The organism is Paenibacillus sp. P13VS, from assembly GCF_015143645.1.
GTDB lineage: Bacteria > Bacillota > Bacilli > Paenibacillales > Paenibacillaceae > Paenibacillus > Paenibacillus xylanilyticus_A.
Genome location: NZ_WYEV01000002.1, coordinates 798613 through 823732, shown reverse-complemented (window position 1 = coordinate 823732; position 25120 = coordinate 798613). Strand labels below are relative to the sequence as shown.

The following is a 25120-nucleotide window of genomic DNA, read 5'->3' as shown; positions in this document are numbered from 1 at the left end:
TTTTTCGTTGTGATTTTTATAGATACTGATGTGGATCAAATGTAAGGGTTACTCGCTGTGCTGGATATCAGAGCATTAATTTTCGGAAATAAAGTCTCATTGGAAGTGAACAGAACGTAGGATTGATGGGTTGTGCGGATTAGGATGGTTTCAGAAGCCCCATACGCTGCACCGATTCGAATGGCTGAAGGCTCACTTCCACCATAGGTTTCATCAAGCGTAACGGATTGGATGTCTGGGATCGGAATGCTAATCTTAGAAAACTGCCAGCGAATAATCAGCTGATCATGTTCTTGCTCTACTTTTACACCTAACATCGTATGTCCTCCTAATCAGTCATGAGTAAAGGCGAACCACCTTTTGATTAGTTTATCATTAAATGGTTAATATTTCCTCGTTAATAGCGAAATATGTTAAATAAACCATGGCTGCTAAACCGAAATGATGTACAACAGTTATTTCCATCAATGTTCACATGATGTACACTATGACTAATAAATGTAAGGGACAGAAAGGTCTAAATCGCTATGAGAGAAGAAGTGGTCGTATCCGAATATGACCCAAGATGGGTTGAGGAATATCACGTAGAACGCAATAACATCATGAAAGTGCTGGCAGAAATCTGCGTGGATTTTGAACATATTGGGAGTACGTCTGTGCCGGGACTTGGGGCGAAACCATTAATCGATATGATGGCAGGAGTACATGAGTTGAACGATGTGAAGGCAATACATATAGAAGTACTGGGAGAACTGGGGTACGATTATGTACCCAAGTCGGATTTCCCGGAACGTTTGTTTTTTCGAAAAGGACAATGGAGAGCAGGTACGCATCATCTCCACGTCTACAAGTATAGGAGCCTGGAATGGACGGATAACTTGCTGTTTCGCGATGTTCTCAGAAGAGACTTGGAGGTTATGCAAGAGTACTACGCGTTGAAGAAAAAGCTGGAACAGCAGTTCAGACATGACCGTGTGGGATACACCGCAGCTAAGGCTTCTTTTATTCAATCCGTCATCCAGAAGGCCAGACTGCACGAGGCATAAATAACGCCAGTTTTAATAGAAGAGTGTGTATGTATATCGCTGACAAAGGCGTGATCTGTATGACAGACCTGAACGCATATCAGACCTCTTCCCAACCATGCGTTATTCAGATGATAAGCCGTATCGTAAGCAGGAGTACACCAAAGATGAAATTCTGCAGGTCGTTCAGTTCTATGGGTGGCCTCAGGAATGGAATCGGAATGGTGAAAGGGGCCCGGAACGTTATATTGAAGTTCAGGTGTGGGATGAGCTGATCATCCAACCGTACCACGGCATTTAAGGTCTACTTACTGACTTGAATATCGGTGCAAAAAAGTGCAATTGCAGGAAATACGGGTGTTCGTTATAGTGAGTGAAAGCTTTGAGGTGACCAGGAACAACCTCATTCCAGGGTCAGTCAAAGCCCCTTTTTTAATCGTTAATCCGATTAATACGATAGGTTTAAGAGACTAAGGAGGATGGGAAAGCCTATGCTAAATGTGGGGAAACGTAATACCCGTAAATTGAACTGGATTATATCCGTTGTGTTGGTCATGTCTGTCGTGCTTAGTGCATGCGGAAGTCAAGAAGCGGGGCAAACGAGTAAAAGTAGCGGCAGCAGCGGCAATGCGAATGATCCACTGGAGGTTAGCATCATGACCATTACCCCCAGTGCGGTTCCTGCAGCTGATGACAATGTAATCAAACGGGCGATCGAAAAAGCGACGAACTCCAAGATGAGTATTCAGTGGGTTTCGAACAATATTTACAGCGACAAGCTGAACTTGACGCTTGCTTCTGGCGATATTCCTGATCTCATCATGATTAACGATCCGTTTGGAAGCACCTTTACCAAGATGGTCAAGCAAGGAGCGTTCTGGGATATCACGCCATATATCCAGGAATATCCGAACCTGAGCAAGGGCATTCCCGATATTGCCTGGGAAACAACCAAGGCAGCAGACGGCAACAATTATGGCATACCACGCCCTAGGCCGGTGACGGGAGATTCCTTTTTCATTATCCGGAAGGACTGGCTCGACAAATTAAACCTGCAGGTGCCTGAGACAACAGATGAATTATTCGATGTTATGAAGGCATTCGTGGAACAGGATCCTGATGGCAACGGACAACCGGATACCACAGCGCTTGCTGCTTATGTCAGTCCGGATGATCTCGGTTGGAATGGCAATCTCGGCCCGGTACTGGGTGCCATTGAGAACTCTTTTATCGGAAGCAACAGCAGTTGGAAGTGGGATGAAACCGAGGGGAAACTGGTATACAGGGAGCTGCTTCCCGAGGTCAGGGAATCCCTTCAATATCTGACGAAAGCCTACAGCAGCGGCATGATGCCCGAGGATCTTCTGTCGCTGAAGCTGACACAGGCAAGGGAATTGTTCAAGCGCAATCAGGCAGGCATTATTGTGGACAAGACAGGCACGATGCGCAAAATCTATGCCGATGATCTGAAGAAAGTCGATCCTTCCTTTAAGTACACGGACTTCTACCCTCTGACCAATCTGAATGGCTACAACCCAAAAGGCTCGGGTTACAACGGCATTCTGGCGATTCCTGCAAGTGTACCGGAAGAGAAGATGAAACGAATTCTCCAACTCGTCGATACCTGGATGAACCCGGAAGTGTTTGAAATTCAGCAGTTTGGGATTGAAGGTACCCATTATGAAGTGGTCGATGGCAAAAAAGTAGCAAGTACCGAGAAATTAACGGCGGACAACGCCTCGGATTTTAATCATATCGTTAACGTTATTGATCTTCCCTGGGATACCACGGGTGAGACAGAAGAAGAGACCCAGGCGAATGAACTATTCAAAAAAGTGGAGGCCGAACGAGACAAAACGAGTGTAGCCGATCTGTCTGCGGGTCTTCAATCGGAGACTGGACAGAAGATTCTGCCCGAATTAAACAAGAAAATACAGGATCTCAAGGCCAAAATCATTCTGGGCCGGGAGCCCATTGAAGCATGGGATACCTTTGTGGAATCGTTGCGGAATGATCCAAATGTCCAGGCCATGAGTGATGAGATGACGGAGGCTTACAAGAAAAGAAACGGACAATGAATCTGAGGGAAGGAGCTGCAGCCCATGAGCGTAACCGAGCAGCACTTTAGCACACACAAGGGAAGGCAGACTTCATCCAAAAGAAACAGACGCACGAAATGGCTCTCCGCGCTGCGGCGCGATCGATCATTATATTTGCTTGCTCTACCGGGGATCCTGTTCTTTCTCATTTTCAAATATATCCCGATGTGGGGCATCGTCATTGCGTTCCAGGACTATTCCCCCTTCCGAGGAATTCTGGGCAGTGAGTGGGTTGGGCTACAGCACTTTACCACCTTGTTTGCCAATCCAGACTTTGCCTTGCTGTTTCGAAATACACTGGCAATCAGCCTGCTGAATCTGATCTTGTTTTTTCCATTCCCGATTCTGATCTCGCTGGGGCTCAATGAGCTGCGTAACATGACGTACAAGCGATTGATTCAGACGGTGATCTATATGCCGCATTTCCTCTCCTGGGTCATCATTGCGGGACTGACGCTCCTGCTGTTCGCCAAGGGGACGGGACTAATCAACGAGCTGTTTGCCTTATGGGGCTGGCCGAGGGTGGACTTTCTGACGAACCCGGACAGCTTCTGGATCATGGTCACCTTACAGGCGATGTGGAAGGAAGCCGGCTGGGGAACGATCGTTTTTCTCGCTGCCATGGCAAGTGTGGATACCCAGCTGTATGAGGCAGCACGAATGGATGGGGCGGGACGGCTCCGTCAGATCTGGCACATTACGCTTCCTGCCATCCGGAGTGTCATCGTCGTGCTTCTCATTTTAAGACTGGGGGACATCATGGAGGTAGGATTTGAACAGATCTTCCTGATGTACAACGGTGCGGTATCAGAAGTGGCTGAAGTGTTTGACACTTATGTATATCGTACAGGAATTGAGCAGGGAGACTTCAGCTACAGTACGGCGGTTGGATTATTCAAATCAGTGGTTGGACTGGTGCTCGTCGTGATTGCAAATCGTTTGGTGAAGCGCATGGGTCAAGAAGGGGTCTATTAGTGCCTGTGATTCCGGTCCGTGTCTATAAGAACTAGTGGGAGGAAGGAGGTCTTGAGATGCATCGTTTGAAATGGAGTGAGAGGATTGGTCAGTCTCTGAATGCAATCGTTCTTGGGCTGCTGGCGGTGGCGATGTTTTTTCCGCTGTACTATGTTTTTGTCGTTTCGTTCACCGATCCGGGAGAGTATCTGCTAAAGAAAATCGTACTCTTCCCGCAGCGCTGGTCTGCGGATGCTTATACCTATCTGCTGTCCACGCCTGCCTTCGCACGCTCGCTGGGGAACAGTGCCTTTCTAGCAACTGTAGGTACTGTGTGCAGTCTGGCCGTATCCTCTTCCCTGGCCTATGCCTTGTCCCAGAAGAGGTTTTATTTCCGAAAAGTACTGATGTTCCTGATCGTACTGACCATTTTGTTCAGTCCGGGAATTATTCCGAACTACTTGCTGGTCCGGGAGCTCAGGCTTATCAATAACATCTGGGCATTAATTCTGCCTGCGCTTGCCAATGGCTGGACGGTGCTGCTCATGAAAAATTTCTTCGACAGCCTGCCTGCGGAGATCAGTGAAGCGGCCTCCATCGATGGTTGCAGTGCGATCCGGACCTGGTACACGATTGTACTCCCCTTGTCGATGCCTGCACTTGCGGCATTTGGCTTGTTCTTTGCGGTAGGATACTGGAACCAATTTTTCGCGGCACTTTTGTATTTGAATGATTCTGCGAAGTGGCCGATTCAGGTGCTGCTGCAAAACATGCTGTTGAACGCGTCCAATATTGATCTGGTCGCACCTGGACAGCAGGTAGAGACACCACCGACAGAGATGTTGAAGATGGCTGCCATCATTATAGCCATTCTGCCAGTGGTGGTGGTATACCCGTTTATTCAGAAGCATTTTGCAAAAGGAGCTATGGTTGGCTCAGTGAAAGGATAAATCTGCATTCAGGCGGGGATTCCCGGAAAGGAGGTACAGAGAGATGTTGTTCAAGCGTACACGAGATAATATGCCCAAAGGGCGTTATTTCAGGCGCAGTCTGATGATGATTCTGCTGATCGCCTGCATTCCGGGGGTTATTACGGGAGTGCTCCTTTATGGATGGATTACGGTCAAAATGGAGCATATTTTGCAGCAAACGCATTTGCGGCAATTTGAACAACGCACCGCTTGGGTCGGCGAACAATTGGATGCGCTTGAACTGACTTTCTCACAATGGGCCTTCGATCCGGTGTTCGATAACCGTTTGAAGGATCTCGATTTTGTCTACAAGTACAAGCAGGTTCATGAGCTTTATCGATTGCTGCTGATGATTCAGAATTCCAATACGCTGATTGGCAAGGTTCAACTGTATCTGGAAGAACCCAGAGCGGTGAAGATGGATTCGGAGCGGTATGATTTTATGAGCGACCCTAAAGAAATTGAGGTGTACCACAGCCTGACTGAACAGCCGCGGGCCACCTATTGGTCCCGTTCCATGGATGGCGCCTCCATGATGATGGTGAACCGGCTTCCGAGTGGAAGTGATGATGCTCTGGGTGCGTTAACCATTACTTTGGATAACAAACAGCTTACCAGCATGCTGCAGACCTTGTCTCCGTATGAGGGCGGGACGACCTTTTTGCTGAATGAAAAGGGAGTACCTTTGCTTCCTCAGGATCAAAATCTGGGTGAATTACAGCAAGCTGTCCGTGAACATGTGCTCAAGCTTGAAGAGAAGCCCAGCTCCTTCCTGATGGAACACGAGGGTATGACCTATTCGATTCAGTCCGGCACTTTTCGCAGATTGGGTACGGATTGGACTTACGTATCTGCGGCTCCGTTGAATGAAATTGTAGCTCCGATTGTGTCAGTACCCCGAATCGTTCTACTCATTAACGGAGGTGGATTGTTACTGGCACTGCTCCTGTCTTGGATTGGTTCGCTACAGCTCTACAAGCCATTCACGAGATTGCTGCGAATATTTACTGCAAACGGTGTGGACGAAGAGGCTGCTGTTCCTGCTCGGACTTCATGGCCAAATGGAGCAGCAGCATCTAGCTCGGCCGTGCAGCTGGATGAAATCAAGCATATCGAACAGCACTGGATTGGCGTGAATCGGGAACGTGAATCCCTCCAGCGGCGGCTGGAGGAACATCTGCCACTCGCGAGGGAGAGTCTGCTGATCCAGCTGACGCTAGGTCATTTGCTGTTACCCAGTGACCATGAATGGCGGGAACGTCTGTCCCAAGTGGGATGGAATCTCCACGACGAGCAGTTCATGATTATGCTGGCTCATATACGTCCGGGTCCAGTTACCCTTCAAGAGGGCGGCTACCTCAATCGGAGTGAATCACCAGAATGGATCAGCTTGGCGGCAGCCGAGATTTTGGGAACACAGCTCGAAGATTTCCCTTACCCCACAGAAATACTCAACTATCACGACATGTCGATCGCTCTGCTGATCGCCATCTCGCCAGATGACCAACCGGGGGCTCCTGCATCCCGGGAACAACTCATTGAAATAGGGCAGCGATGGCTGGAGATCGTGCAGTCCGAATTGGATGTACGTATGACGATCTCGATCAGCAAGGTCACATCCGATGCCTCTCATATACCGCAGCTGGTCAGAGAGTCGAGAGCGGTTTTGAGGCAAAGGCAGTTTTCTTCAGGTGCAGGCATCATCGATATGAATGAAAAGGCAGAACAAGATCGGAAGGAACAGGGAACGTATCCGCTTGAATTGGAACAGGACATCATCTCGGCCTTACGTAACGGCGATCAGGGAACAGCCATGGAGCGCTTCCGATTGTTCATTGGCAGCTACGCCCATGTAGAAGCGGCAGAGAATCAGGCCAGACAGGCTGTTTTTCAACTGCTCGCCCGGATCCAGCACACCCTGTGGCAGTTAGGCGAAGATCCGGTACAACTATTCGGTTTGGCGGTGTATGAAGAGGTGCTGCAGCTGCGTGACCTGGATGAGTTATTCTCATGGTTCAAGGAACGAATCGTGCATGTATGTGTGGAGGAATTCACTGGCAAGGAGGAGAAGCAGATACAGATGGCTGTACATCAGATCAAGGAGCATGCCGAACAACAATATGCGGAAGCGTTATCGCTGGATGAACTCGCAGACATTCACGGAATCCACTCCTACACGTTAAGCCGGGCATTCAAGCAGGCATTCGGACAGAACTTTGTGGACTATCTGACAGAGGTGAGACTAGGTCGGGCAAAGGTACTGCTCGAATCCACAGACGTCAAAATCAATGAAATTGCAGAGCAGGTTGGATATCAGCCCAGTTATTTTAACCGATTGTTCAAGAAAAGCGAGGGAACGACACCCAGTCGATACCGGGAGGACGTTCGTAAGCAGAGTGAGCATACTCGGGGCAACTGCTCTGTCTAATCTTCCGACGAAGGAGAGTGGAATGTAACGTGTCACAGACCAAACCCGACATTATTTTTCTAATGACGGATCAACAGCGATGGGACTGCATTGGAACATTTAACGAGCATATTCACACGCCGAATCTGGACCGACTTGCTTCCGAAGGGATTACGTTCCGTGAAGCGGTATGCCAATCCCCCATGTGTGTACCAAGCCGTAGTTCGATGATGATGGGATATTATCCATCACAGCTTGGAGTTCGCACGAATTACGGCGGTCTCTTTGAGGAAGACAAACTACCGTCCGAGCCCCTGCCAGCATTAATGCAGCGTGCAGGTTATCAAACTGCCGGATTCGGGAAAACCCATTGGAATCATGGCGATGGCGTGGATGAACCTTCTACGCGCGGGTTCGAAGTGAGGTCCATCGGTCTCTCCCGGCAGAGCGGTCATTACGAGCAAGGGGCTACCATGATGGGGGATTCTCATCCTGAAGCGCTTGAAGCATACCATCAGGAGACGAAGGACTTTGGCGGTGGAGAGGAAAACGTTAACGGCTACACGGGTCTTACGAGCCAGATTCCCATGAATCAGCATCGAGACGGATGGGTAGCCGAGCAAGCACTGCAGTTTTTGGATGAGGGAATAGATCCGGAGAGGCCGTTGTTTTTTTATCTGTCCTTCCTGAAGCCGCATGCCGGATTTAATGTACCTCGGGAGTTTGAAGAACTCTACAAACTGGAAGATATTCCGGACATTCCTCAGCCGCCATGGGAAGAGGAAGCTTCAACACATCTGGCAGCTTCGGATGAGCTGAACAGCAATAGTCGTGCTGCGTACCTCGACAAGAAGAGTGTGTGGGAGAAGCGAAGTCCGGAAGAGCGGCGAAGGACCACACTAAGGTATTGGGCGAATTGCTCCTGGCTAGACCATTATTTTGGACAAGCTCTTGAGAAGCTGAAGAAACGGGGAAGGCTGGACCATGCACTGATTGTATTTGTATCGGATCATGGAGAAATGCTGGGGGAAAGGCAGTATCGCTTCACCAAATATAATCTGTATGACAGCAGCGTAAGAGTGCCGCTCATCCTGGCGGGTACCTATATTCCGCCTGACAAGCGGGGAACAATGGACCGGAGGCCCGCGGAGCTGGTGGACCTGGTACCGACGTTAACGCGTGCAGCCGGACTTGACGCCAATCCGATGTTACCCGGGGTGGATTTACTGGGCAATCTCCGGCACTGCGGAACATTTTGCGAGTTTCATGGCAAAGGTGTAACCGCGCTCCATTCAGCGCCAGCCTATATGTGGCGGACAGCAGAGTGGAAACTTATTCTGTACATTGAAGGTTCTGTCGCGGAGTCTGCTTCCCGAGTGCATGAAACCAGAGGCGAATTGTATCATCTGACTGCTGATCCGCATGAATGGACGAATCTGTATGAGGAACAGCGGCATGCCAGCATCAGGGAGCAGTTGAAGACGGAGCTGCTGATGCATCTGGCGGTTAGCTGGGCGAAGGGCCCGTTTTTCTACGATCGGGGAGGAACCAAGCCGTTAGAGTCGTGAGAGCAATCGCTGCTCTAATACTCACTGACATTTCCTAATGAAAACTCATACCATTGTCCACGTAAGAACAGGTTGGATAGAAATAGCTGTTGACCGGGCAGCCGGAGGCAAAGTTGATTATCACTAAACCAGATCAGTCGATCTCACCGACTGGTTCATGGGGCGGAGATAACAGGCTTTGCCTTTTTTGATATGCATAGTGTTAGGTTAATCCAAATAATGGAGGGAAACCGTTGATGAAATCTATAACGACTGCAGTAAGAAAAAATAAAGTATGGTTAACCTGGCTTTTGGGCGGATTGATAGTGTTGTCTGGTATAACTTCACCGGAAGGCAGTATACTTCGAGCACATGCTGCAGGAGGGTCTGCGCCGCGCCTGGTTGAAGATCTGGGAAGAGGGCTTACTGCCGTATATCTGGGTGATAACAAGGTATATCTTAGCTGGCGTCTGCTGGGTACCGAACCACAGCAGGTTACATTTGATATTTATCGCCGTACAGGGTCCGAGGAGATCAAGCTGAATGATCAGCCGCTTGCCCAAGGAACGAACTACACAGATGAGAATGTGGATGTAACCCAGAGTCATACGTATATTGTGAAATCTTACGTGAGTGGGACTTTGCAGGGGGAAATTGCCGAAGTGGAGCTTGCAGCCGACCCTGAGATTCGAGATTACTTCCGTATTCCATTGCAAGACATAACGTCCAATCCATCCGATTATTTTGTGCAGCATGGCTGGCCAGGTGATCTGGATGGTGATGGAGAATACGAATTTGTGGTGACCCGAATCCCTGTCAACGGGGGCAACAAATATGTGGAGGCGTACAGCCCGACGGAAGGTTTTCTCTGGCGGATTGATCTCGGTCCCTACAGTGTGACAACCATTGATACCTATAACGCACCGCCTGCTTCCGTCAGCGAATTCGGGGTTGCAGGACTTGGGGGGTGGCGGGATAACGACAATATTACCGTGTTTGACCTCGATAGTGACGGGAAGGCCGAAGTGCTGCTGCGTACCTTTGAAGGTGTGACCTTTGCCGATGGCAAGATTATCCCTGCTTCAGCCGAGCGTGCGCAATATGTGTCTGTTGTGGATGGACTGACCGGTATAGAGGCAGCACGCACAACCATCACCAATGATTATGCAGCCGATGGTCCGCTCAGCGGCCACTTCGGCATTGCCTACCTGGACGGGGAGCATCCCAGCCTGATTACAGCACTTAAGAATCGTGCACTCAGCCGCAATTTTCAGTATGTGACGTCAGCTTACGACTATGCAGGTGGAGCATTGAATGAGCGTTGGAGACACACTGGAGCGGACGGCGAGTTTTTCCATCAGATTCGCATATTAGATCTCGATGAGGATGGGAAAGACGAGGTTTCATTTGGCGGCTGGGCACTCGATGATAACGGGGAAACGTTATATAGTCTACCTGGTGTAGTCCATGGTGATCGGTTCCATATCACAGATATCGATCCGAATCGGCCGGGGTTGGAACAATTCGGTATCCAGCAGGCCGAGAACGGGAACGTTAATCAATTTCCTTGGTTTTATGCCGATGCTGCAACGGGCGAGATTATTCGCACAGGAGAATCTCCGCAGGACGTGGCACGGGGGACACTGGCCGATATTGATCCCCGGCACAGCGGGCTTGAGATGTGGTCGAGCTCAGGCAGCATCTACAACGTGGACGGCGAAGTGATCAGTTCGGTCCAGCCTTCGACCAATTTCAGAATTTGGTGGGACGGGGACGTGCTCGGTGAACTGCTGGACAAAAATTTTGTGGAAAAGTGGGACTGGGAGCAGAATGAAGCGACACGTCTGTTTACCGCGGATGATGTTCGTGTGAATTCCAGAAATGCACCTGTCCTGTATGGTGATCTGCTTGGAGACTGGAGAGAAGAGGTTCTATATGAAACAAATGACTTTAAGGAACTGCGTCTGTATACAACAACGATACCGTCGGATGTCCGCATCTACACGCTGCCGCATAATCCGGCATATCGCAATGGCCTGGCTGTAAAAGGATATATGCAATCCCTCCTGACAGATTATTATCTGGGCGATGGCATGTCAGAACCTCCGTATCCGAATATTCGCCCTGCTGTGTACAATAGGGACTAGGCCATAATCCTGCGGAAGGAGATGTTTCAGCTGCGTGATCAGCTTCGCCAAAGCATATCATCCTGCTGCCGTGCTGCAAGCAGAGGTGATCAATAGAAGGGAAAATGACATCATCAGCTGCAATGAAAAATAAAGCTTTCAGTGAGCTTGATGTGCCATCTGCTGATCCATCATCACAATCAGATTCAATCAGATTACATCACATCACAGTGTGTGATGGATACGGCGTCCACGTATTAACAGATGGTTCCTACCCATGCCAAAACACCAGATACATCCACTGGGCACATCGGTTTCCGATGTGCCCAGTGGATGTGTTGACCGTATAGCTGCATAGACGTCAATCTTCTACTTTGACCCGAATCAGCAATCCAAACAGTCCCAGTATGGCAAACGCGATAAATGCTGTCGTATTGGAGAATGCATCAATCGTGTAACCCGCAATGGAAGAGCCGAAGAACTGTCCTGCACCCAGTGCAAGAAAGGCAAGACTGATCCCGATCGACGTATTTGGACGAAATAGTCTGGTTGCCCACACAATAAACACGCTGGTCAGGAAGATGTAGGTGCTTCCGAACAAAACGGCAGACGTCAGACTGGCAGTCATGGATGGCAGAATAATAACACCGAGGGAAATGGCGAGCAGCAGAATACCAACATGATAGGAACGCCCGATACCGATTCGTTCAATAATTCGCCCGGCACAACCGCCCAAAATCCCCAAAACCCCCATCACAATCCAGAACAATACGGCTTCCGAATCGGAGGCCCCTTTTTCGTCCGTCAGGAAGCTTCGCGCGAACGTCCAATAGATCGCAGAACTGAAGCCTGTCAATAGGGAAGCCATAAGCAGAGCTACACCAGGTCTGGTGGGTTTCATGCATGCCCAGAGTGATTTGGTGCAAGGTTCGGTTTTGCGTGGCGATAGAGCGCGTCTGTTCCACAGCAGAACCAAAACACCAAGAACGGCGAAAAAAATATAGGACCAGCGCCAGTATTCACTGAACAATAGATAAATTGGGCCGGAAACGATAATGCCGAAGCCCGTTCCCGTGTTAATCCAGCTGTTACCACGGGCCTGCTGCTCCGGCTGAAGTTCCGCATAGACGGTGTTACCCAAGGCAGGAGAAGCCAGGCCTGTGCTCAGTCCCGCGAGAAATACGGCTATGGTTAGGACCAAGGCATTTGGAGAAAGGGCGATGCCAAGTAAACCAAGTATGGCGCTTATGCCTGCCATATGAATAACCGGGTAGTGACCGATGCGATTAATAATTAAAGGTGCAATGATCAAAGAGAGACAATAGGCAATGTAAGTAGCTGAATTGATTGCACCTGACTGGGTATCATTCAACTGCAGCGTTTGCGAAATTTCCGGCATAAACAGACCATAACTGAATCTCCCGAACGCATAACATACCGAAATAAGTGCGATCCCGGGAAAAATAATTCGTTTCAACATATCCACCGCCTTTTTAGATAGAACGATCATTATATTTCTGCTGAAATAAAAAAAGTGAGTTGAACTATAACTCACCCGGTGTGGGACAACTTGAAACTGTTTCGAGTCATGTCAAGCAGCTCCCGGCAGACAATACTTACATCTTGAGTCTCTGCGAGCGCGGTGGAGCCCTCCAAGAGTAGGGAAAATCGGATCATATCCCGATCCGTAATGGACGCATCCAATTTTTTTATCAGGGTCATCACATGTTTTTTGTGCGCATGCACGGCTTGAACAATCACATGTTCCGGATCGCCGCCAAACTCTTCCTTGGCACGCAAGAACATACAACCTCGGGACTCGTGCTCCATCAGCCAGCGAGCATGCCCCTCAGCTAAATTCAGAAACAGGGGCTGTGCCTTGTTATCGGCATATTGTCTCAGCTGTTCCAGATATCGCTGTTCTCTACGAAGAAGAACCTCCACGATGAGGTCATCCTTGGAATCAAAGTGATTATATAAGGTCATGATGGCAATATCTGCATCCGTGATAATCCGCTTCAGGCCAATGGAGTGAAATCCATGATGATAGAATAAATTTTCTGCCACGTTCAACAGCATTTCCTTTTTGCTGCTCATAGCTGCAATCTCTCCCTTTAGGATCAGATAGAACGATCATTATACCCCAAATTATAACAATTCAAATTCGGTTGTCAAATTCTGTGAACCATTTCAATCTCCATTCCGTGCAGCGTGTCTACCCACTCTGCGGGACATCCATCGTCCGTGATGACCATGGAGATCTGATCCAGGGGTGCAATCTGGGCAAAGGTGGAGCGTCCAAATTTGGTGTGGTCCGCTACAAGAATGGATTCCTCCGCCCGTTCCATCATCTTACGGGAGATCAGGGCTTCCTCCAGCATATAATCTGTGATGCCATCCGTTAACGATATACCGCCGGCAGAGATGAAGGCTTTATTGACTTTGAATTGATTCAACAATTCATGAGCTAGATGACCCGTCGAGGCTTGTACCGCTGGATTGATATCGCCTCCGGCAAAAATGATCTTACCTGCGAAATCCTCCAGCGCACAGGCAAGAATGGGCACAGAGTTAGTAATAACCGTGATCTGCGACCGATTTTTCAGCTGGCGCATGATTTCAAGCGTCGTTGTCCCATTGTCCAGCATTACGGTTTCCCCATCCTCAATCAGAGATGCTGCAGCAGCGCCGATACGTTGTTTTTCGGTCATTTGCAGTAATGAACGCTTCTGAAAAGGGTCTTCAATCATTCCTGAGCGCACACGTACTGCACCGCCATAAACTTTACGCAATTCACCTTCTTTTTCAAGCCGGTCCAAATCGCGCCGGATGGTCTCCGTTGATACCTGAAAGTGGTCAGCCAGCAGCTGCACCTGAACTTTTCCCTGGGTGGCCAATTGAGCCAGAATGGTCTGTCTTCGTTCTTCGTAGGTTAATGACATACAATATCCTCCCGTTATCCATTTCGTACTTTTTTCTATTCTACGTTAATTTTTATACTTCTAGCTACAGTATGCTTGCTGCATGACCGGAATAAATGTATTGACAGGATGAAGAGGTAGAGATAAGATCGGATCAAATAAACAACATGAAACCACATGAAACCACAAACATGTGTTGTATGTACATAACGAACCATTAGGGGGAACCAATATGAGACGTCAGCTTGCATTTCAAGCGGATGACACGTTCAAAATTGTTCAGTTTACGGATCTGCATTGGAAAGATGGTCGGCCTGAAGACTTGCGTACCCGTCAGCTGATGAAAACGGTCATTGAAACAGAGCAGCCGAACCTGGTCGTATTGACGGGAGATGTAATCTACACAGGTCCCGTTGATCCGGGGAAAAAGGCGTGCGAGCATCCAGAACAGGCTTTCCGCGAAGCCGTATCTGTTGTGGAGGAATGTGGGATTCCGTGGGCATTTGTGTACGGTAATCATGATACCGAAAATCGGATTACACCGGCAGGTTTGATGGATGTCATTCAGGAGCATCACCATACGTTAACGGAACCGGGTCCCGGAGAAATTGCAGGCCTGGGCAATTACACACTTGAGATTGCAGGAGCGGATGGCACTCCGGCAGCCGTGTTGTATTTTCTTGATTCGGGAAGCTATTCGTTATTCCCGGAGATCCCCGGTTATGGCTGGATTCAGCCTAATCAGATCCAGTGGCTGATGTCTGAATCCACACGCGTGAATCCCGGCCGCAGCCGCGGGGAGAAGCTTCCAGCCTTGGCGTTTTTCCATATCCCGGTTCCGGAATATCAAGTGATGTGGGACACTCAGACATGTTACGGCAGCAAGCACGAACCGGTCTGTGCTGCGCAAGTCAACTCGGGTCTGTTCTCGGCGCTGCTGGAGATGGGAGATGTGATGGGTACGTTCTGCGGACATGATCACGTGAATGATTTTCACGGCGAACTTCACGGCATTCGTCTCTGTTACGGGCGCTCAAGCGGGCACAATACCTATGGAAGAGAAGGTATGCTGCGCGGAGGAAGGGTCATTCAGCTTAAGGCAGGTCAGCGCAGCTTCGATACCTGGATTCGTCTCGAAGACGGAGCACTCGTCATGGAGCAGCCGGAACATCAACCTGAGAGCTTTTCAGCGAAATAGAGTTCAATAGAGCAAGGCGATTAGAGAGGAATTAATAACGTATGATTTTACCGATATTTCTGGTGCTTGCATCCGGAATGGCTCACGCCGTCTGGAGCATGTTCACCAAACGAAGTTTGAATAAAAGTGTGTTTCTGTGGTCCATTATGATGATTCCTACCGTCATCCTGCTGCCTGTACTCATTGTGGAGCTGGTACGTGAACCCTTAACCATGCCGGCTTATGCCCTGTTGGTTTTGTCGATGGCTCTGCAGGCTTTATATTCCTGGCTGTTATCTCAAACCTACGAGCTTGGTGACTTGTCTCAGATTTATCCGATTATGCGGGGAACGAGTACCTTGCTGGTGCCTCTGATCGGTGTCTTTTTCCTGGGAGAAACCCTGTCTTCGTTCGGATGGATCGGGATTGCCTGCATGCTCGGTGGATTTCTGGTACTTAGCGGGGTAGGAGGCAAAGATGCCAAGCAGGGCTCACGAAAACAGGGATTGAAGCCGGTCCTTATGGCTTTATGCGTAGGACTATGCACGACCAGTTATGTATTTGTGGACAAATTAAACCTGCAGCATATCTCGCCCTTATCGCTGCTTGAGGTGACGAATATTGGATTCGTTGCCGGACTGACTCCGGCGCTTCTGGCTTCCCGGCAATTACGCCAGGAGTGGAAAGTGAACCGATCCACCATTATGCTTGGGGCACTATTGAACCCAGGTTCGTACCTGTTATTCCTGTTTGCTCTAGAGCAGGCTCCCATGGCGAGATTGGGCCCTTTGCGTGAGGTGGGAACGGTATTCGCGGCGTTCCTCGGCATTTTATTGTTAAAAGAGCAGCAGGGGAAAAAGCGGATACTCTGCTCCATCGTCATTTTTGGTGGAATCCTGCTGATCGGCATGTGGGGATGATTTTAACTCCAGGTTTTGGATACATGGTGTATGCCCTTGCTGCTGTTTCTGGCTTCTGAAGCTTCCCAATGAAGCTTCCCAATAAATCTTCCTTTAAGATCCCCTCAGTGGAGACATACCTTAAGGAGCATCTGTCCAAGATGATCTTCCAGGTATGACTGAGGGGTTTTGTCTATTTTATCGAAGGTACGCAAGCATGGTATATTGGAGTCAGAGGAGTTCAATGAGGTAGAGTCATAGAATAGGGCCTAACGAGCAAAAAAGTAAGGAGAGGATCAGGTGCTGCTTGAGGAGAGATTCATCCAGTCCATTAAGGCACATGAGAAATTAATGCATGATTTGCGGCAGGTTCGGAGCCTGGGGCTGCCTGAGTGTTACATCGGTGCGGGGTATATTCGTAATTATATCTGGGATCTTCTCCATGGCTATACTCAGCGCGAACTGCACAGCGATATTGATGTAGTATACTTCGATCCCAAAGATCTGAATGAAGACCGTGATGTCCAACTGGAGCTGCAGCTGCGGGAGGCGACAGGCAATCCCAAGTGGTCCGTGAAAAACCAGGCGAGAATGCATCTGCGCAATGGCACCGTGCCTTATCAGTCTACAGAAGATGCCCTGCGATACTGGCCCGAGATCGTAACCGCTATAGGCGTTCAGCTGGATGAACAGGACCAGATCAGGTTCTGTGCCCCGTATGGATTGGATGACCTGTATGCCTTAACTGTTCGCCGCAGTCCGTTATACGAGAATATCTTGGAGTACAACCGACGTGTAGAGAAGAAGCGCTGGCAGGAGCAATGGCCGAAGCTCACAATTGTGAAGGGATGAGTTTCAAAGGCCGTAATGGACCTCCCGTTGAACCTGCTTACATACGATCCATGGAGCCTGGTGGCAAATTTGGGTCGTAACGAACATTCATATCATTTGTTTATTTGGTATACAACAGCCTGATTGTGGGATCCGTAGAGAGCAAGCGGTGCAGGTTTAAGAAGGAGTGTTACCCGGTTAATGAAAAAGTTTATTCAAGATAAAGGCCTGATCATTGATCTTTTTCTGGTAGCCTGTTTTGTCGTTTTTCTGATATTCTGGGGCCGAAATTTCGCGGTGATGTTGTTTGGGCTGCTTACGGTCGCTTTTATCATACTTCGACGGATTGACTACCAGAAGCATGTGGTGCTTAAGCGCATTTTGTTGACGGTGTTCGGTATTGGCGCGGTTTCCTTTGTCATTATTGAAGCACTGGTATTTACACAGCTGAATGCGAACGATCCGGAGCAGGCGGATTATGTCATTATCCTGGGGTCAGGCATCAGAGGCACAGAGTTATCACTGACGCTGAAGCAGAGACTGGATGCCAGTCTGGACTATATCCGCAACCATCCGCAGACGCCGGTTATTGTATCCGGAGGTCAGGGGCCAGGGGAGTCGATCCCTGAAGCACTCGCCATGAAAAACTATCTTGTGGACCAGGGAATAACGCCAGCCCAGGTTATTATGGAAGACAAGTCAACGAGCACGCAGGAGAATATGGCCTTTTCCAAAAAAATTATAGACGAAGCGGGGCTGGAGCACCCCGAGATCATGATTGTAACCAGTGACTACCATATGTTCCGCTCCAAGTACTTGGCTGCCAAAAATGGCTACGCTGCCGAATACGGCATTTCGGCCCCGTCTCCGGGATACCTGAAACCGATCAACATGATCCGTGAGTATTTTGCAGTGGTCAAGGCTTTTATGTAGAGTTATCTTCTCTATTCACATTCAAAAGTTTCACGAGGTGCTGAATCTCAGAACATGTGCAAAAAGCAGTTGAGCAGAATGGATTCTGGCTTGACTGCTTTTTGTCGTTGTTCAAGTGAATTCAAGGATACTCAGCCAAATCATGTTATAATATACGTCATTAATAGAAGAACGATGTAGGAGTGAATGACGATTACCACGTATATGTTACCTGCTCTCTATGAGCAAAAGAAGATTTCAACGAACGACATGGAAGAATTTGTACGTCTGCTTGCACAAGCACCCTTATTATATGATGACGGCTCAAGCATCCGGGCTGAGGATTTTACGGAAGGTTTGGACATGGAAATCAAGCATGAAGTTCGGCCTGCTCTAATGGAGCTGTATGATCTGGCTGTTAAGGCCTGTCGGCAGTTCCCTGATCCGGCTTCCTATGAACAGCTTCAGGATGCTCTGGGGTTACAGGCAGAACTGTGGCAGGAAGAAGTGCTTGATCTTGCCTCGTGGATGAACTGGCTGAAGCAGGTTGGGGACGGACAGAAGGCCCTGCCGGAGTATGATTTTGCAAGCATGCTTGGGACACTGCCTGAAGGATTCATGATTCATGATTTTTATGATGAACTCCGTTATCAGCTGGAGCAGAATCCGTCAAACACCTGGGCGATTCAAGAGCGGGATCGGCTGTATGCAGCCATGGGTGCCAAATAACATCGAACGAAACGTGCAGTAACCGTGTTTATCCATATAGGAGAGATTGTCTTATCGCTTATGGAAATGAGGGGATCACGTGAAGAAGGTTGTATTGGCCGGAGGTACGGGATTTGTCGGTCAGGATTTTGCACAAAGGTTCAAGAAACTTGGATATGAGGTGCTCATCATCTCACGTCAGCCAGGTCATATTGCCTGGGAGGACTCCGATGGTATCAGGCAAGCCCTTGAAGGTGCTGAGATGTTGATTAATCTGGCCGGAAAATCTGTAAACTGTCGTTACACCAACGAGAATCGCAGGATTATCCTAGAGTCCAGGACCAGCACGACACGTATTCTTGGCGAGTCTATTCTTGAATGTGACCTTCCACCTGAACTATGGATCAATTCAAGTACGGCCACGATCTACAGACATGCAGAAGACCGCCCCATGACCGAAAAAGAAGGTGAGATTGGCTCCGGATTCTCGGTGGATGTAGCTAAGGCATGGGAACAGGCTTTCTTCGAATTCAGTCTGCCTTCTACCCGCCAGATTGCCTTGCGAATTGCGATTGTACTGGGCAAAGGCGGCGTCATGGAGCCGCTCACGAATTTGGTTCGTTTTGGCTTGGGTGGGTCACAGGGTCCCGGAACACAGCAGTTCAGCTGGATTCATATCGAAGATTTATTTCGCATGGTCCTTTATCTACAGCAGCATCCGGAACTTGAAGGGGTGTTTAATGCTTCGTCTCCGCATCCGGTTACCAATCGCCAACTGATGGAGAGCCTGAGACGTCATATGGGCGTCCGCATTGGGCTTCCTTCTCCTCGCTGGATGCTTGAAGTAGGAGCGCGATTTATTCGGACCGAAACGGAGCTGGTCCTCAAAAGCCGCTGGGTTATCCCGGAGCGGATAGAGCAGGAAGGATTCACGTTTATATACGATACGCTCGACACCGCACTAGATGAGATTCTGAAATAGTGTGAATTACTGAACAACTATATTGAATACAATGTTTCATTCGGAAGGGCAGATGATCTGCCCTTCTGCTGTATGTTCTGGAGATTTGGGTCCGCTGACGTTTCGGCATCTCTGGTGCAGTGTAAAAGTCATTTGAATCAGTCAGATGAAACAGAAAGAGGTTGGGGAAATGCAACTTAGAAGAGTGAGAATTGCCGGAACGGGCAAGTATCTGCCGGAGCGAAAAGTAACGGACGAGGAGCTGGATATCCGCTTGAATGTGCCGGCAGGCTGGGTGTCCAAAGCCACGGGCGTAGGTGTTCGCCATTATGCTTCCGGTCAGGAAACATCTTCGTTCATGGGGGCGAGAGCTGCAGAAGCTGCGCTTGCCGACGCAGGACTGCAATTTGCCGATATCGACTGTCTGGTGTGCACCAGCGGAACGAAGGAGCAGCCTTTGCCAAGTACAGCGGTATTCATCCAACAAGCCATGGGAGAACAGGAATCAGGCATACCGGCATTTGATATGGATGCAACCTGTCTGAGCTTTCTAAACGGCCTGGACGTCATTTCCTATATGGTGGATGCGGGTCGTTATCGCCGGGTACTGCTCGTAGCAACAGAGATCGCTTCTGCAGGTTTGAATTGGTCGGATAAGGAGAGTGCGGCCCTCTTTGGCGATGGAGCCGCCGCGGTCATTATCGAACGTTCCGAAGAAGAGCAATCTTCCCGAATTGTGCATGCTTCCCTGAGGACGTACAGCCGGGGGGCGAGATTCTCGGAAATTGCCGGTGGGGGTACACGGCTGCATGCCTCCAATTATGTGGCCGATCAGCCGGAGCCTTACCTTTTTCACATGGATGGGCAGGCGATCTTCCGGATGGCTTCCAGGCTTCTTCCCGGATTCATGGACGATATGCTGAAGGCCTCCGGAAACCGGATGGAAGATTTTAAGCTGGTCATTCCGCATCAGGGAAGTGCCATGGCCATGAGATTGATCCGCAAAAAATTAAATATTCCCGAAGACCGCTTTATGGACATTACACGAAACCATGGGAATACCATTGCCGCATCCATTCCCATGGGACTGCATGAGGCGATCAAGCAGCAGCGTATTCGGCGAGGTGATCGGGTGCTCCTGATCGGAACGGCCGCTGGATTGTCATTGGGAGGACTTATTTTTGATTACTAGATTGAGAGAGTCGAATCATGCTGCTGCAATCCGAAGTGTATTACTCACTGGGGGGCGTGCTCCCGTTACACTAGATCTGGCACGCATGCTCAAGCGCGCAGGTTATCGTGTGTATGTTGCGGAGAGTGCATCACGTCATCTATGCAGATTGTCCGGTGCAGTGGAGCAATGCTATGTTGTACCATCCCCGCGTCATGAAACAGCGGCATATCTGTCTGAGCTCGAACGGATTATTCAAGCATCGCAGATCGACCTGCTGCTTCCAATGTGTGAAGAAGTGTTCTATATTGCGCAGGGAGCAGAGAGATTGCGCCCGTATTGCCATGTTCTTGTTTCTCCATTGGAGCAGCTGCATAAGCTGCATCACAAGTTTCATTTTATCCAGCTTGCACAATCCATGGGCCTTGCTGTACCGGATACACGTTTGATTACCAGCCGGGAAGAATGGATTCAGACCCAATCTGTTCTGGAAACGGAAGGGAAGTGGGTATGGAAGCCGGTGTATTCCCGATTTGCCGCCAGAGTTCGCATGCCTGGCTCACGGAACGTTCCTCCAGGTGAGGCAGAAATATCATCAGCCCTCCCTTGGGTAGCTCAGGCTTACGTTTCTGGGCGAGCATTGTGCACATACAGCGTTGCTCATGAAGGGAACATGGTGGCTCATAGTACGTATGACAGCCGCTATCGCACAGGCAGCGTGGGAGCCAGTGTCTATTTCGAACACGTGGAGCACGAGGGTACATATGAGTGGGTTCAGCAATTTGTAGAGGCTACCGGATTTAGCGGTCAGATTGGTTTTGATTTTATTGAAGGACCGGAGGGTCGGGTGGTTGCCATTGAGTGTAATCCCAGGGCTACGAGTGGAATCCATCTCTTCTATCCTGGGGATGAATTGGTACGTGCCATTACTACGCCTGAGTCGCTGGTGAAGGAAGGTATCCTGGTAACTCCCAGGCAGCACAGCAGGGCCATGCTCATGCTGCCGATGCTGGGCAGCGGATTGCAGCAGATGGGACGACCGGATCAGTGGCGAGCATGGATGAGAGCCTGGCGAGGTACTAGAGATGTCGTGCACCTGCAGAATGATAGACGCCCCATGCTGGAACAAGCGGCCGTGGTGCTGTCCGCCTGGCGTCTTGCACGCAAGCACAAGCTATCTCTGACTGAAGCATTGACTCACGACATAGAATGGAACGGTGAACAACCATGAATAGAGCATTGGTTACAGGAGCAACAGGTTGTTTGGGCAGACATCTGGCGCTAAGACTCGCAGAACAGGGCTGGAGAGTGACGGGCATGGGCCGAAAAAAGGAATACGGTATTCAGCTGGAAGCCAAAGGAATCCAATTTTATCAAGGTGACCTGCGTGACAAGTCCGTAGCAGCTGAGGCATGTGCCAATCAGGATGCCGTCTTTCACTGTGCGGCGCTATCGTCGCCTTGGGGCAAATACCAGGACTTTTACAGCAGCAATGTGGAAGCGACACAGCATCTGGTCGACGGTTGCAGGCGAGCGGATGTACAGCGATTCATCCACGTATCAACGCCCAGTGTGTATTTTAATTATAGACCCCGATATGACATTCATGAGGATGATCCCATGCCAGCCAAATCAGTGAATCATTATGCAGCGACCAAAAGAATGGCGGAGCAAGTGGTGCTTCGGGCCCATGCAAACGGACTTCCTTCCATCATAATTCGCCCGAGAGCCATCTTCGGTCCGTATGATCAGACGCTATTCCCCAGAATCGTCGCAGCTAACCGTAAATCAGGAGTGCCCATGATTGGGGGCGGCCACGCTGTCATTGATCTCACCTGTGTGGATAATGTCGTGGATGCGCTGCTCTTATGCTGGAGTGCGCCGTCTGAGGCACTAGGGAGGGCCTACAATATTTCCAATGGCGACCCGAGGCCGTTCCACGAACTGGTGAGTCATCTGTTTGAATTGCTTGAGATGCCGCTGCATCGCCGAACTATTCCTTACAGGGCAGCTTATGGAGCAGCATCGCTGCTGGAGGGTGTGCATCGTCTCCTGCCTATGCTTGGCGAACCGCAGCTGACCAGATACACCGTGGGTTCGTTAGCCATCCCGCAAACGCTGAATATTCATGACGCCCGAGAGCGAATAGGATATATACCGCGAGTAACCATTGAAGAAGGCCTGCAGCAGTTTGCAGATTGGTGGAGGGCAGAATCATGCTGACAACAACGAAGGTAGAACTTCATCTGGGGGCGGCAGGCTTCTGTACCCATCCGGAGTTTCTGACCATTCGGGGCGGAAGTTTACGACCAGTGCCCTTTCCTGCGGGCTTTGCCTGTATTATTCATCCCGTGCATGGTCCGATGCTGCTGGACACGGGATACAGCTCCCGTTTCTTCAAGGAAACGGCATATCTGCCCAATGCGCTGTATCGCCATATTACGCCTGTGGTGTATCGTGAAGAGGACAGTGCGGTACAATTCCTTGCAAGGTTAGGGTTAAAAGCGTCGGATATTCGATATATCATTCTCTCCCATTTTCATGGCGATCATATCGCAGGGGTGCGTGACTTCCCGGAGGCGCAGTTCATCTATCTGCCCCAGGCGTATGAGGCGGTGCGATCACTCGGTCCGGTTGCTGCAGTGAAAGCCGGGTTTCTATCCGGACTTTTGCCGGAAGATTTTGCAGACCGTTCTTTGCCCGTGATGAGACAATCTGAACGATGGACGAAGGCGGGAGACGACTTCCCCTTTTCTGACGTATACGATCTTTTCGGTGATGGCAGCCTGCTTGGTGTGGAGGTATCCGGTCATGCAGAAGGCATGATGGGTGTCCTGCTCAGGACGGGGGAACAGAACTACTTCCTGTGTGCCGATGCAGTTTGGTCCAGCCGGGCTTTTCGTGAACAGCGCAGACCGCATGCACTGGCAGGTATCATCATGTCAGATCGCTCCGAATACAGAATGAATTTCGACAAGCTCGTTCGGCTGCACCAGCAGTTTCCCGAGATTCGGATTGTACCCAGTCACTGCCTGGAAGCGCTGAATGCGTGGGGTACGGGAGGGAATTACATATGAGCACCATGCGTATAGTCTATCATTATGCCTTGGCACGCGGACTGCGAAAATGGAAATCACGTAAGGAGCTCGAACACTGGCAGGAACGTCAGATCCTTCGGCATATCGGGCGAGTTCGTGTACAGTCTCCATTTTACCGAGAGTGGTGGGGAGATGCTGAAACATCCGCCTGGAGAAGCTTTCCAATAATCGATAAAACGATCATGATGCAGCATTTCGATCAGCTCAACACGGTCGGGATTTCGAAGAACGAAGCCATGACCCTCGCAGGTGAAAGTGAGGACACACGTGATTTTAAGCCGTCCGTTCAAGGCATTACGGTCGGTCTTTCCTCCGGGACATCGGGGAACCGGGGATTATTTCTTGTGAGTGAGCGGGAGCAGGACGCCTGGACGGGGACAGTGCTGGCCAAACTGCTGCCTGGTGGGCTGTGGAAGCCTGCCAAGATTGCCTTTTTCCTGCGGGCTAACAGTAATCTATATGAGTCGGTGCAGCGGGGCAAGCTGCAATTTCAATATTTTGATCTGCTGGAACCCGTGCATACCTTGGTCGAGCGTATGGAAGAGTATCGTCCCACCGTGTGGGTAGCCCCACCATCCATGCTGAGAATGCTGGCCGATGCATATCAAGCGGCTTCACTGACCGTGACACCCGAGAAAATCATCTCTGTGGCCGAAGTCCTGGATCCGCTTGATCGCAAGGTGCTGGAGCGCGTCTTTGGTCAAACCATTCATCAAGTCTACCAATGTACAGAGGGGTTTCTGGGTGCGACCTGCAGTCTTGGCACATTGCATTTGAATGAAGATATTGTCCATATTGAAAAAGAGTTTATTGATCCTGCTTCCCGGCGATTTGTTCCCATTATTACGGATTTCTCCAGGACATCACAGCCGATAATCCGGTATCGGCTGAATGACATTCTAACCGAGGCAGCCGCCCCATGTGACTGCGGCTCTCCCTTTACCGCCATTGAGCGGATCGAAGGCCGCTGTGATGATACGCTTTATTTTTTACATCGACATACCGGCGAGGAGGTACCTGTATTTCCGGACTTTATCACCCGTGCGGTCATTGCCGCTTCTTCGGATCTGGAGCACTACCGGGTCGTTCAGCGTAGGGATGGATCACTGGAAATCGCTCTTCGACTTGGGGAGGATTGTGATGATCTCGAGTGGGTGAAGAGCGAGGTGCAGCGTCAACTGCTGAAACTGGGGGAGCGGCTTGAGTGTACTGTGCCACAGACGGATTACGTTCCCTATACATTCGAACCGGGAATGACCAAGCTGCGCAGAGTGGAGAGACAACGTGGTTGAACTTGGACTTAAGCGAAGCGG

Annotated in this window: 23 protein-coding genes; 19 read left to right on the top strand and 4 right to left on the bottom strand. The window is 49.8% G+C overall.

Translation table 11 applies throughout. The features are described from left to right. Positions 1–35: 35 nt before the first annotated feature. Positions 36–317, bottom strand: a complete 282-nt coding sequence (locus tag GUA98_RS04840; protein ID WP_193722187.1) for a hypothetical protein — start codon at positions 315–317, stop codon at positions 36–38. A gap of 210 nt (positions 318–527) precedes the next feature. On the opposite strand from GUA98_RS04840, the gene GUA98_RS04835 reads away from it, so the two are divergent. The 8 genes from GUA98_RS04835 to GUA98_RS04800 all read left to right on the top strand — a co-directional run bounded on the left by GUA98_RS04835 (position 528) and on the right by GUA98_RS04800 (position 11150). Further along, a complete protein-coding gene (locus GUA98_RS04835) occupies positions 528–1046 on the top strand; it encodes a GrpB family protein (RefSeq protein ID WP_193722186.1) in 519 nt (172 codons plus the stop codon). 97 nt (positions 1047–1143) lie between these two features. Next, on the top strand, positions 1144–1326 hold the full coding sequence (locus GUA98_RS04830) for a hypothetical protein (RefSeq protein WP_193722185.1): 183 nt from the start codon (positions 1144–1146) through the stop codon (positions 1324–1326). Positions 1327–1504: 178 nt separating this feature from the next. After that, positions 1505–3103, top strand: coding sequence for an extracellular solute-binding protein (locus tag GUA98_RS04825; RefSeq protein WP_193722184.1), 1599 nt, complete (start codon positions 1505–1507; stop codon positions 3101–3103). A gap of 24 nt (positions 3104–3127) precedes the next feature. Beyond that, complete coding sequence (locus GUA98_RS04820; protein WP_193722183.1) at positions 3128–4099, top strand: ABC transporter permease; 972 nt, start codon at positions 3128–3130, stop codon at positions 4097–4099. 56 nt (positions 4100–4155) lie between these two features. Beyond that, complete coding sequence (locus GUA98_RS04815; protein WP_193722182.1) at positions 4156–5028, top strand: carbohydrate ABC transporter permease; 873 nt, start codon at positions 4156–4158, stop codon at positions 5026–5028. Between the two features lie 43 nt (positions 5029–5071). Further along, positions 5072–7477 (top strand): AraC family transcriptional regulator, encoded by a 2406-nt coding sequence (locus tag GUA98_RS04810; protein ID WP_193722181.1) that lies wholly within the window; start codon positions 5072–5074, stop codon positions 7475–7477. A 29-nt stretch (positions 7478–7506) separates the two neighbouring features. Further along, complete coding sequence (locus GUA98_RS04805) at positions 7507–9024, top strand: sulfatase (protein WP_193722180.1); 1518 nt, start codon at positions 7507–7509, stop codon at positions 9022–9024. 236 nt (positions 9025–9260) lie between these two features. After that, entirely contained in the window at positions 9261–11150 is a 1890-nt protein-coding gene (locus GUA98_RS04800) for a hypothetical protein (protein WP_193722179.1), read from the top strand. 340 nt (positions 11151–11490) lie between these two features. Here GUA98_RS04800 and GUA98_RS04795 read toward each other — a convergent pair whose 3' ends face one another. From GUA98_RS04795 to GUA98_RS04785, 3 genes are all read right to left on the bottom strand, one after another. After that, positions 11491–12606 carry an MFS transporter gene (locus GUA98_RS04795; RefSeq protein ID WP_193722252.1) on the bottom strand — a complete coding sequence of 372 codons (1116 nt, stop codon included), beginning with the start codon at positions 12604–12606 and terminating at the stop codon, positions 11491–11493. 74 nt (positions 12607–12680) lie between these two features. After that, positions 12681–13226: a TetR/AcrR family transcriptional regulator gene (locus GUA98_RS04790; RefSeq protein WP_095288380.1), complete on the bottom strand. Its 546-nt coding sequence runs from the start codon at positions 13224–13226 to the stop codon at positions 12681–12683. 74 nt (positions 13227–13300) lie between these two features. Continuing rightward, positions 13301–14071 (bottom strand): DeoR/GlpR family DNA-binding transcription regulator, encoded by a 771-nt coding sequence (locus GUA98_RS04785; RefSeq protein ID WP_095359165.1) that lies wholly within the window; start codon positions 14069–14071, stop codon positions 13301–13303. A gap of 211 nt (positions 14072–14282) precedes the next feature. Between GUA98_RS04785 and GUA98_RS04780 the strand changes: the two genes are divergently transcribed. The 11 genes from GUA98_RS04780 (at position 14283) to GUA98_RS04730 (ending at position 25099) form a co-directional block, all read left to right on the top strand. Next, complete coding sequence (locus GUA98_RS04780) at positions 14283–15248, top strand: metallophosphoesterase family protein (RefSeq protein ID WP_193722178.1); 966 nt, start codon at positions 14283–14285, stop codon at positions 15246–15248. Positions 15249–15289: 41 nt separating this feature from the next. After that, positions 15290–16147: a DMT family transporter gene (locus tag GUA98_RS04775; RefSeq protein WP_193722177.1), complete on the top strand. Its 858-nt coding sequence runs from the start codon at positions 15290–15292 to the stop codon at positions 16145–16147. Between the two features lie 279 nt (positions 16148–16426). Beyond that, complete coding sequence (locus tag GUA98_RS04770; RefSeq protein ID WP_321573833.1) at positions 16427–16978, top strand: nucleotidyltransferase family protein; 552 nt, start codon at positions 16427–16429, stop codon at positions 16976–16978. A 180-nt stretch (positions 16979–17158) separates the two neighbouring features. Next, positions 17159–17890 (top strand): YdcF family protein, encoded by a 732-nt coding sequence (locus GUA98_RS04765; protein ID WP_153977639.1) that lies wholly within the window; start codon positions 17159–17161, stop codon positions 17888–17890. A 186-nt stretch (positions 17891–18076) separates the two neighbouring features. Continuing rightward, positions 18077–18598 carry a hypothetical protein gene (locus tag GUA98_RS04760; protein ID WP_193722176.1) on the top strand — a complete coding sequence of 174 codons (522 nt, stop codon included), beginning with the start codon at positions 18077–18079 and terminating at the stop codon, positions 18596–18598. Between the two features lie 79 nt (positions 18599–18677). Continuing rightward, the gene (locus tag GUA98_RS04755; RefSeq protein ID WP_193722175.1) at positions 18678–19559 is read left to right on the top strand and encodes a TIGR01777 family oxidoreductase; all 882 of its coding nucleotides are present in this window, start codon (positions 18678–18680) and stop codon (positions 19557–19559) included. A 169-nt stretch (positions 19560–19728) separates the two neighbouring features. Beyond that, the gene (locus GUA98_RS04750) at positions 19729–20730 is read left to right on the top strand and encodes a beta-ketoacyl-ACP synthase III (RefSeq protein WP_153977642.1); all 1002 of its coding nucleotides are present in this window, start codon (positions 19729–19731) and stop codon (positions 20728–20730) included. Then, positions 20720–21940, top strand: a complete 1221-nt coding sequence (locus GUA98_RS04745) for an ATP-grasp domain-containing protein (RefSeq protein WP_193722174.1) — start codon at positions 20720–20722, stop codon at positions 21938–21940. The genes GUA98_RS04750 and GUA98_RS04745 overlap by 11 nt, the downstream gene beginning before the upstream one ends. Further along, positions 21937–22932 carry an NAD-dependent epimerase/dehydratase family protein gene (locus GUA98_RS04740; protein WP_193722173.1) on the top strand — a complete coding sequence of 332 codons (996 nt, stop codon included), beginning with the start codon at positions 21937–21939 and terminating at the stop codon, positions 22930–22932. The genes GUA98_RS04745 and GUA98_RS04740 overlap by 4 nt, the downstream gene beginning before the upstream one ends. After that, the gene (locus GUA98_RS04735; protein WP_193722172.1) at positions 22926–23786 is read left to right on the top strand and encodes an MBL fold metallo-hydrolase; all 861 of its coding nucleotides are present in this window, start codon (positions 22926–22928) and stop codon (positions 23784–23786) included. The genes GUA98_RS04740 and GUA98_RS04735 overlap by 7 nt, the downstream gene beginning before the upstream one ends. Then, entirely contained in the window at positions 23783–25099 is a 1317-nt protein-coding gene (locus GUA98_RS04730; protein ID WP_193722171.1) for a F390 synthetase-related protein, read from the top strand. Before GUA98_RS04735 ends, GUA98_RS04730 begins: the two co-directional genes overlap by 4 nt. The last annotated feature ends 21 nt before the right edge of the window (positions 25100–25120 follow it).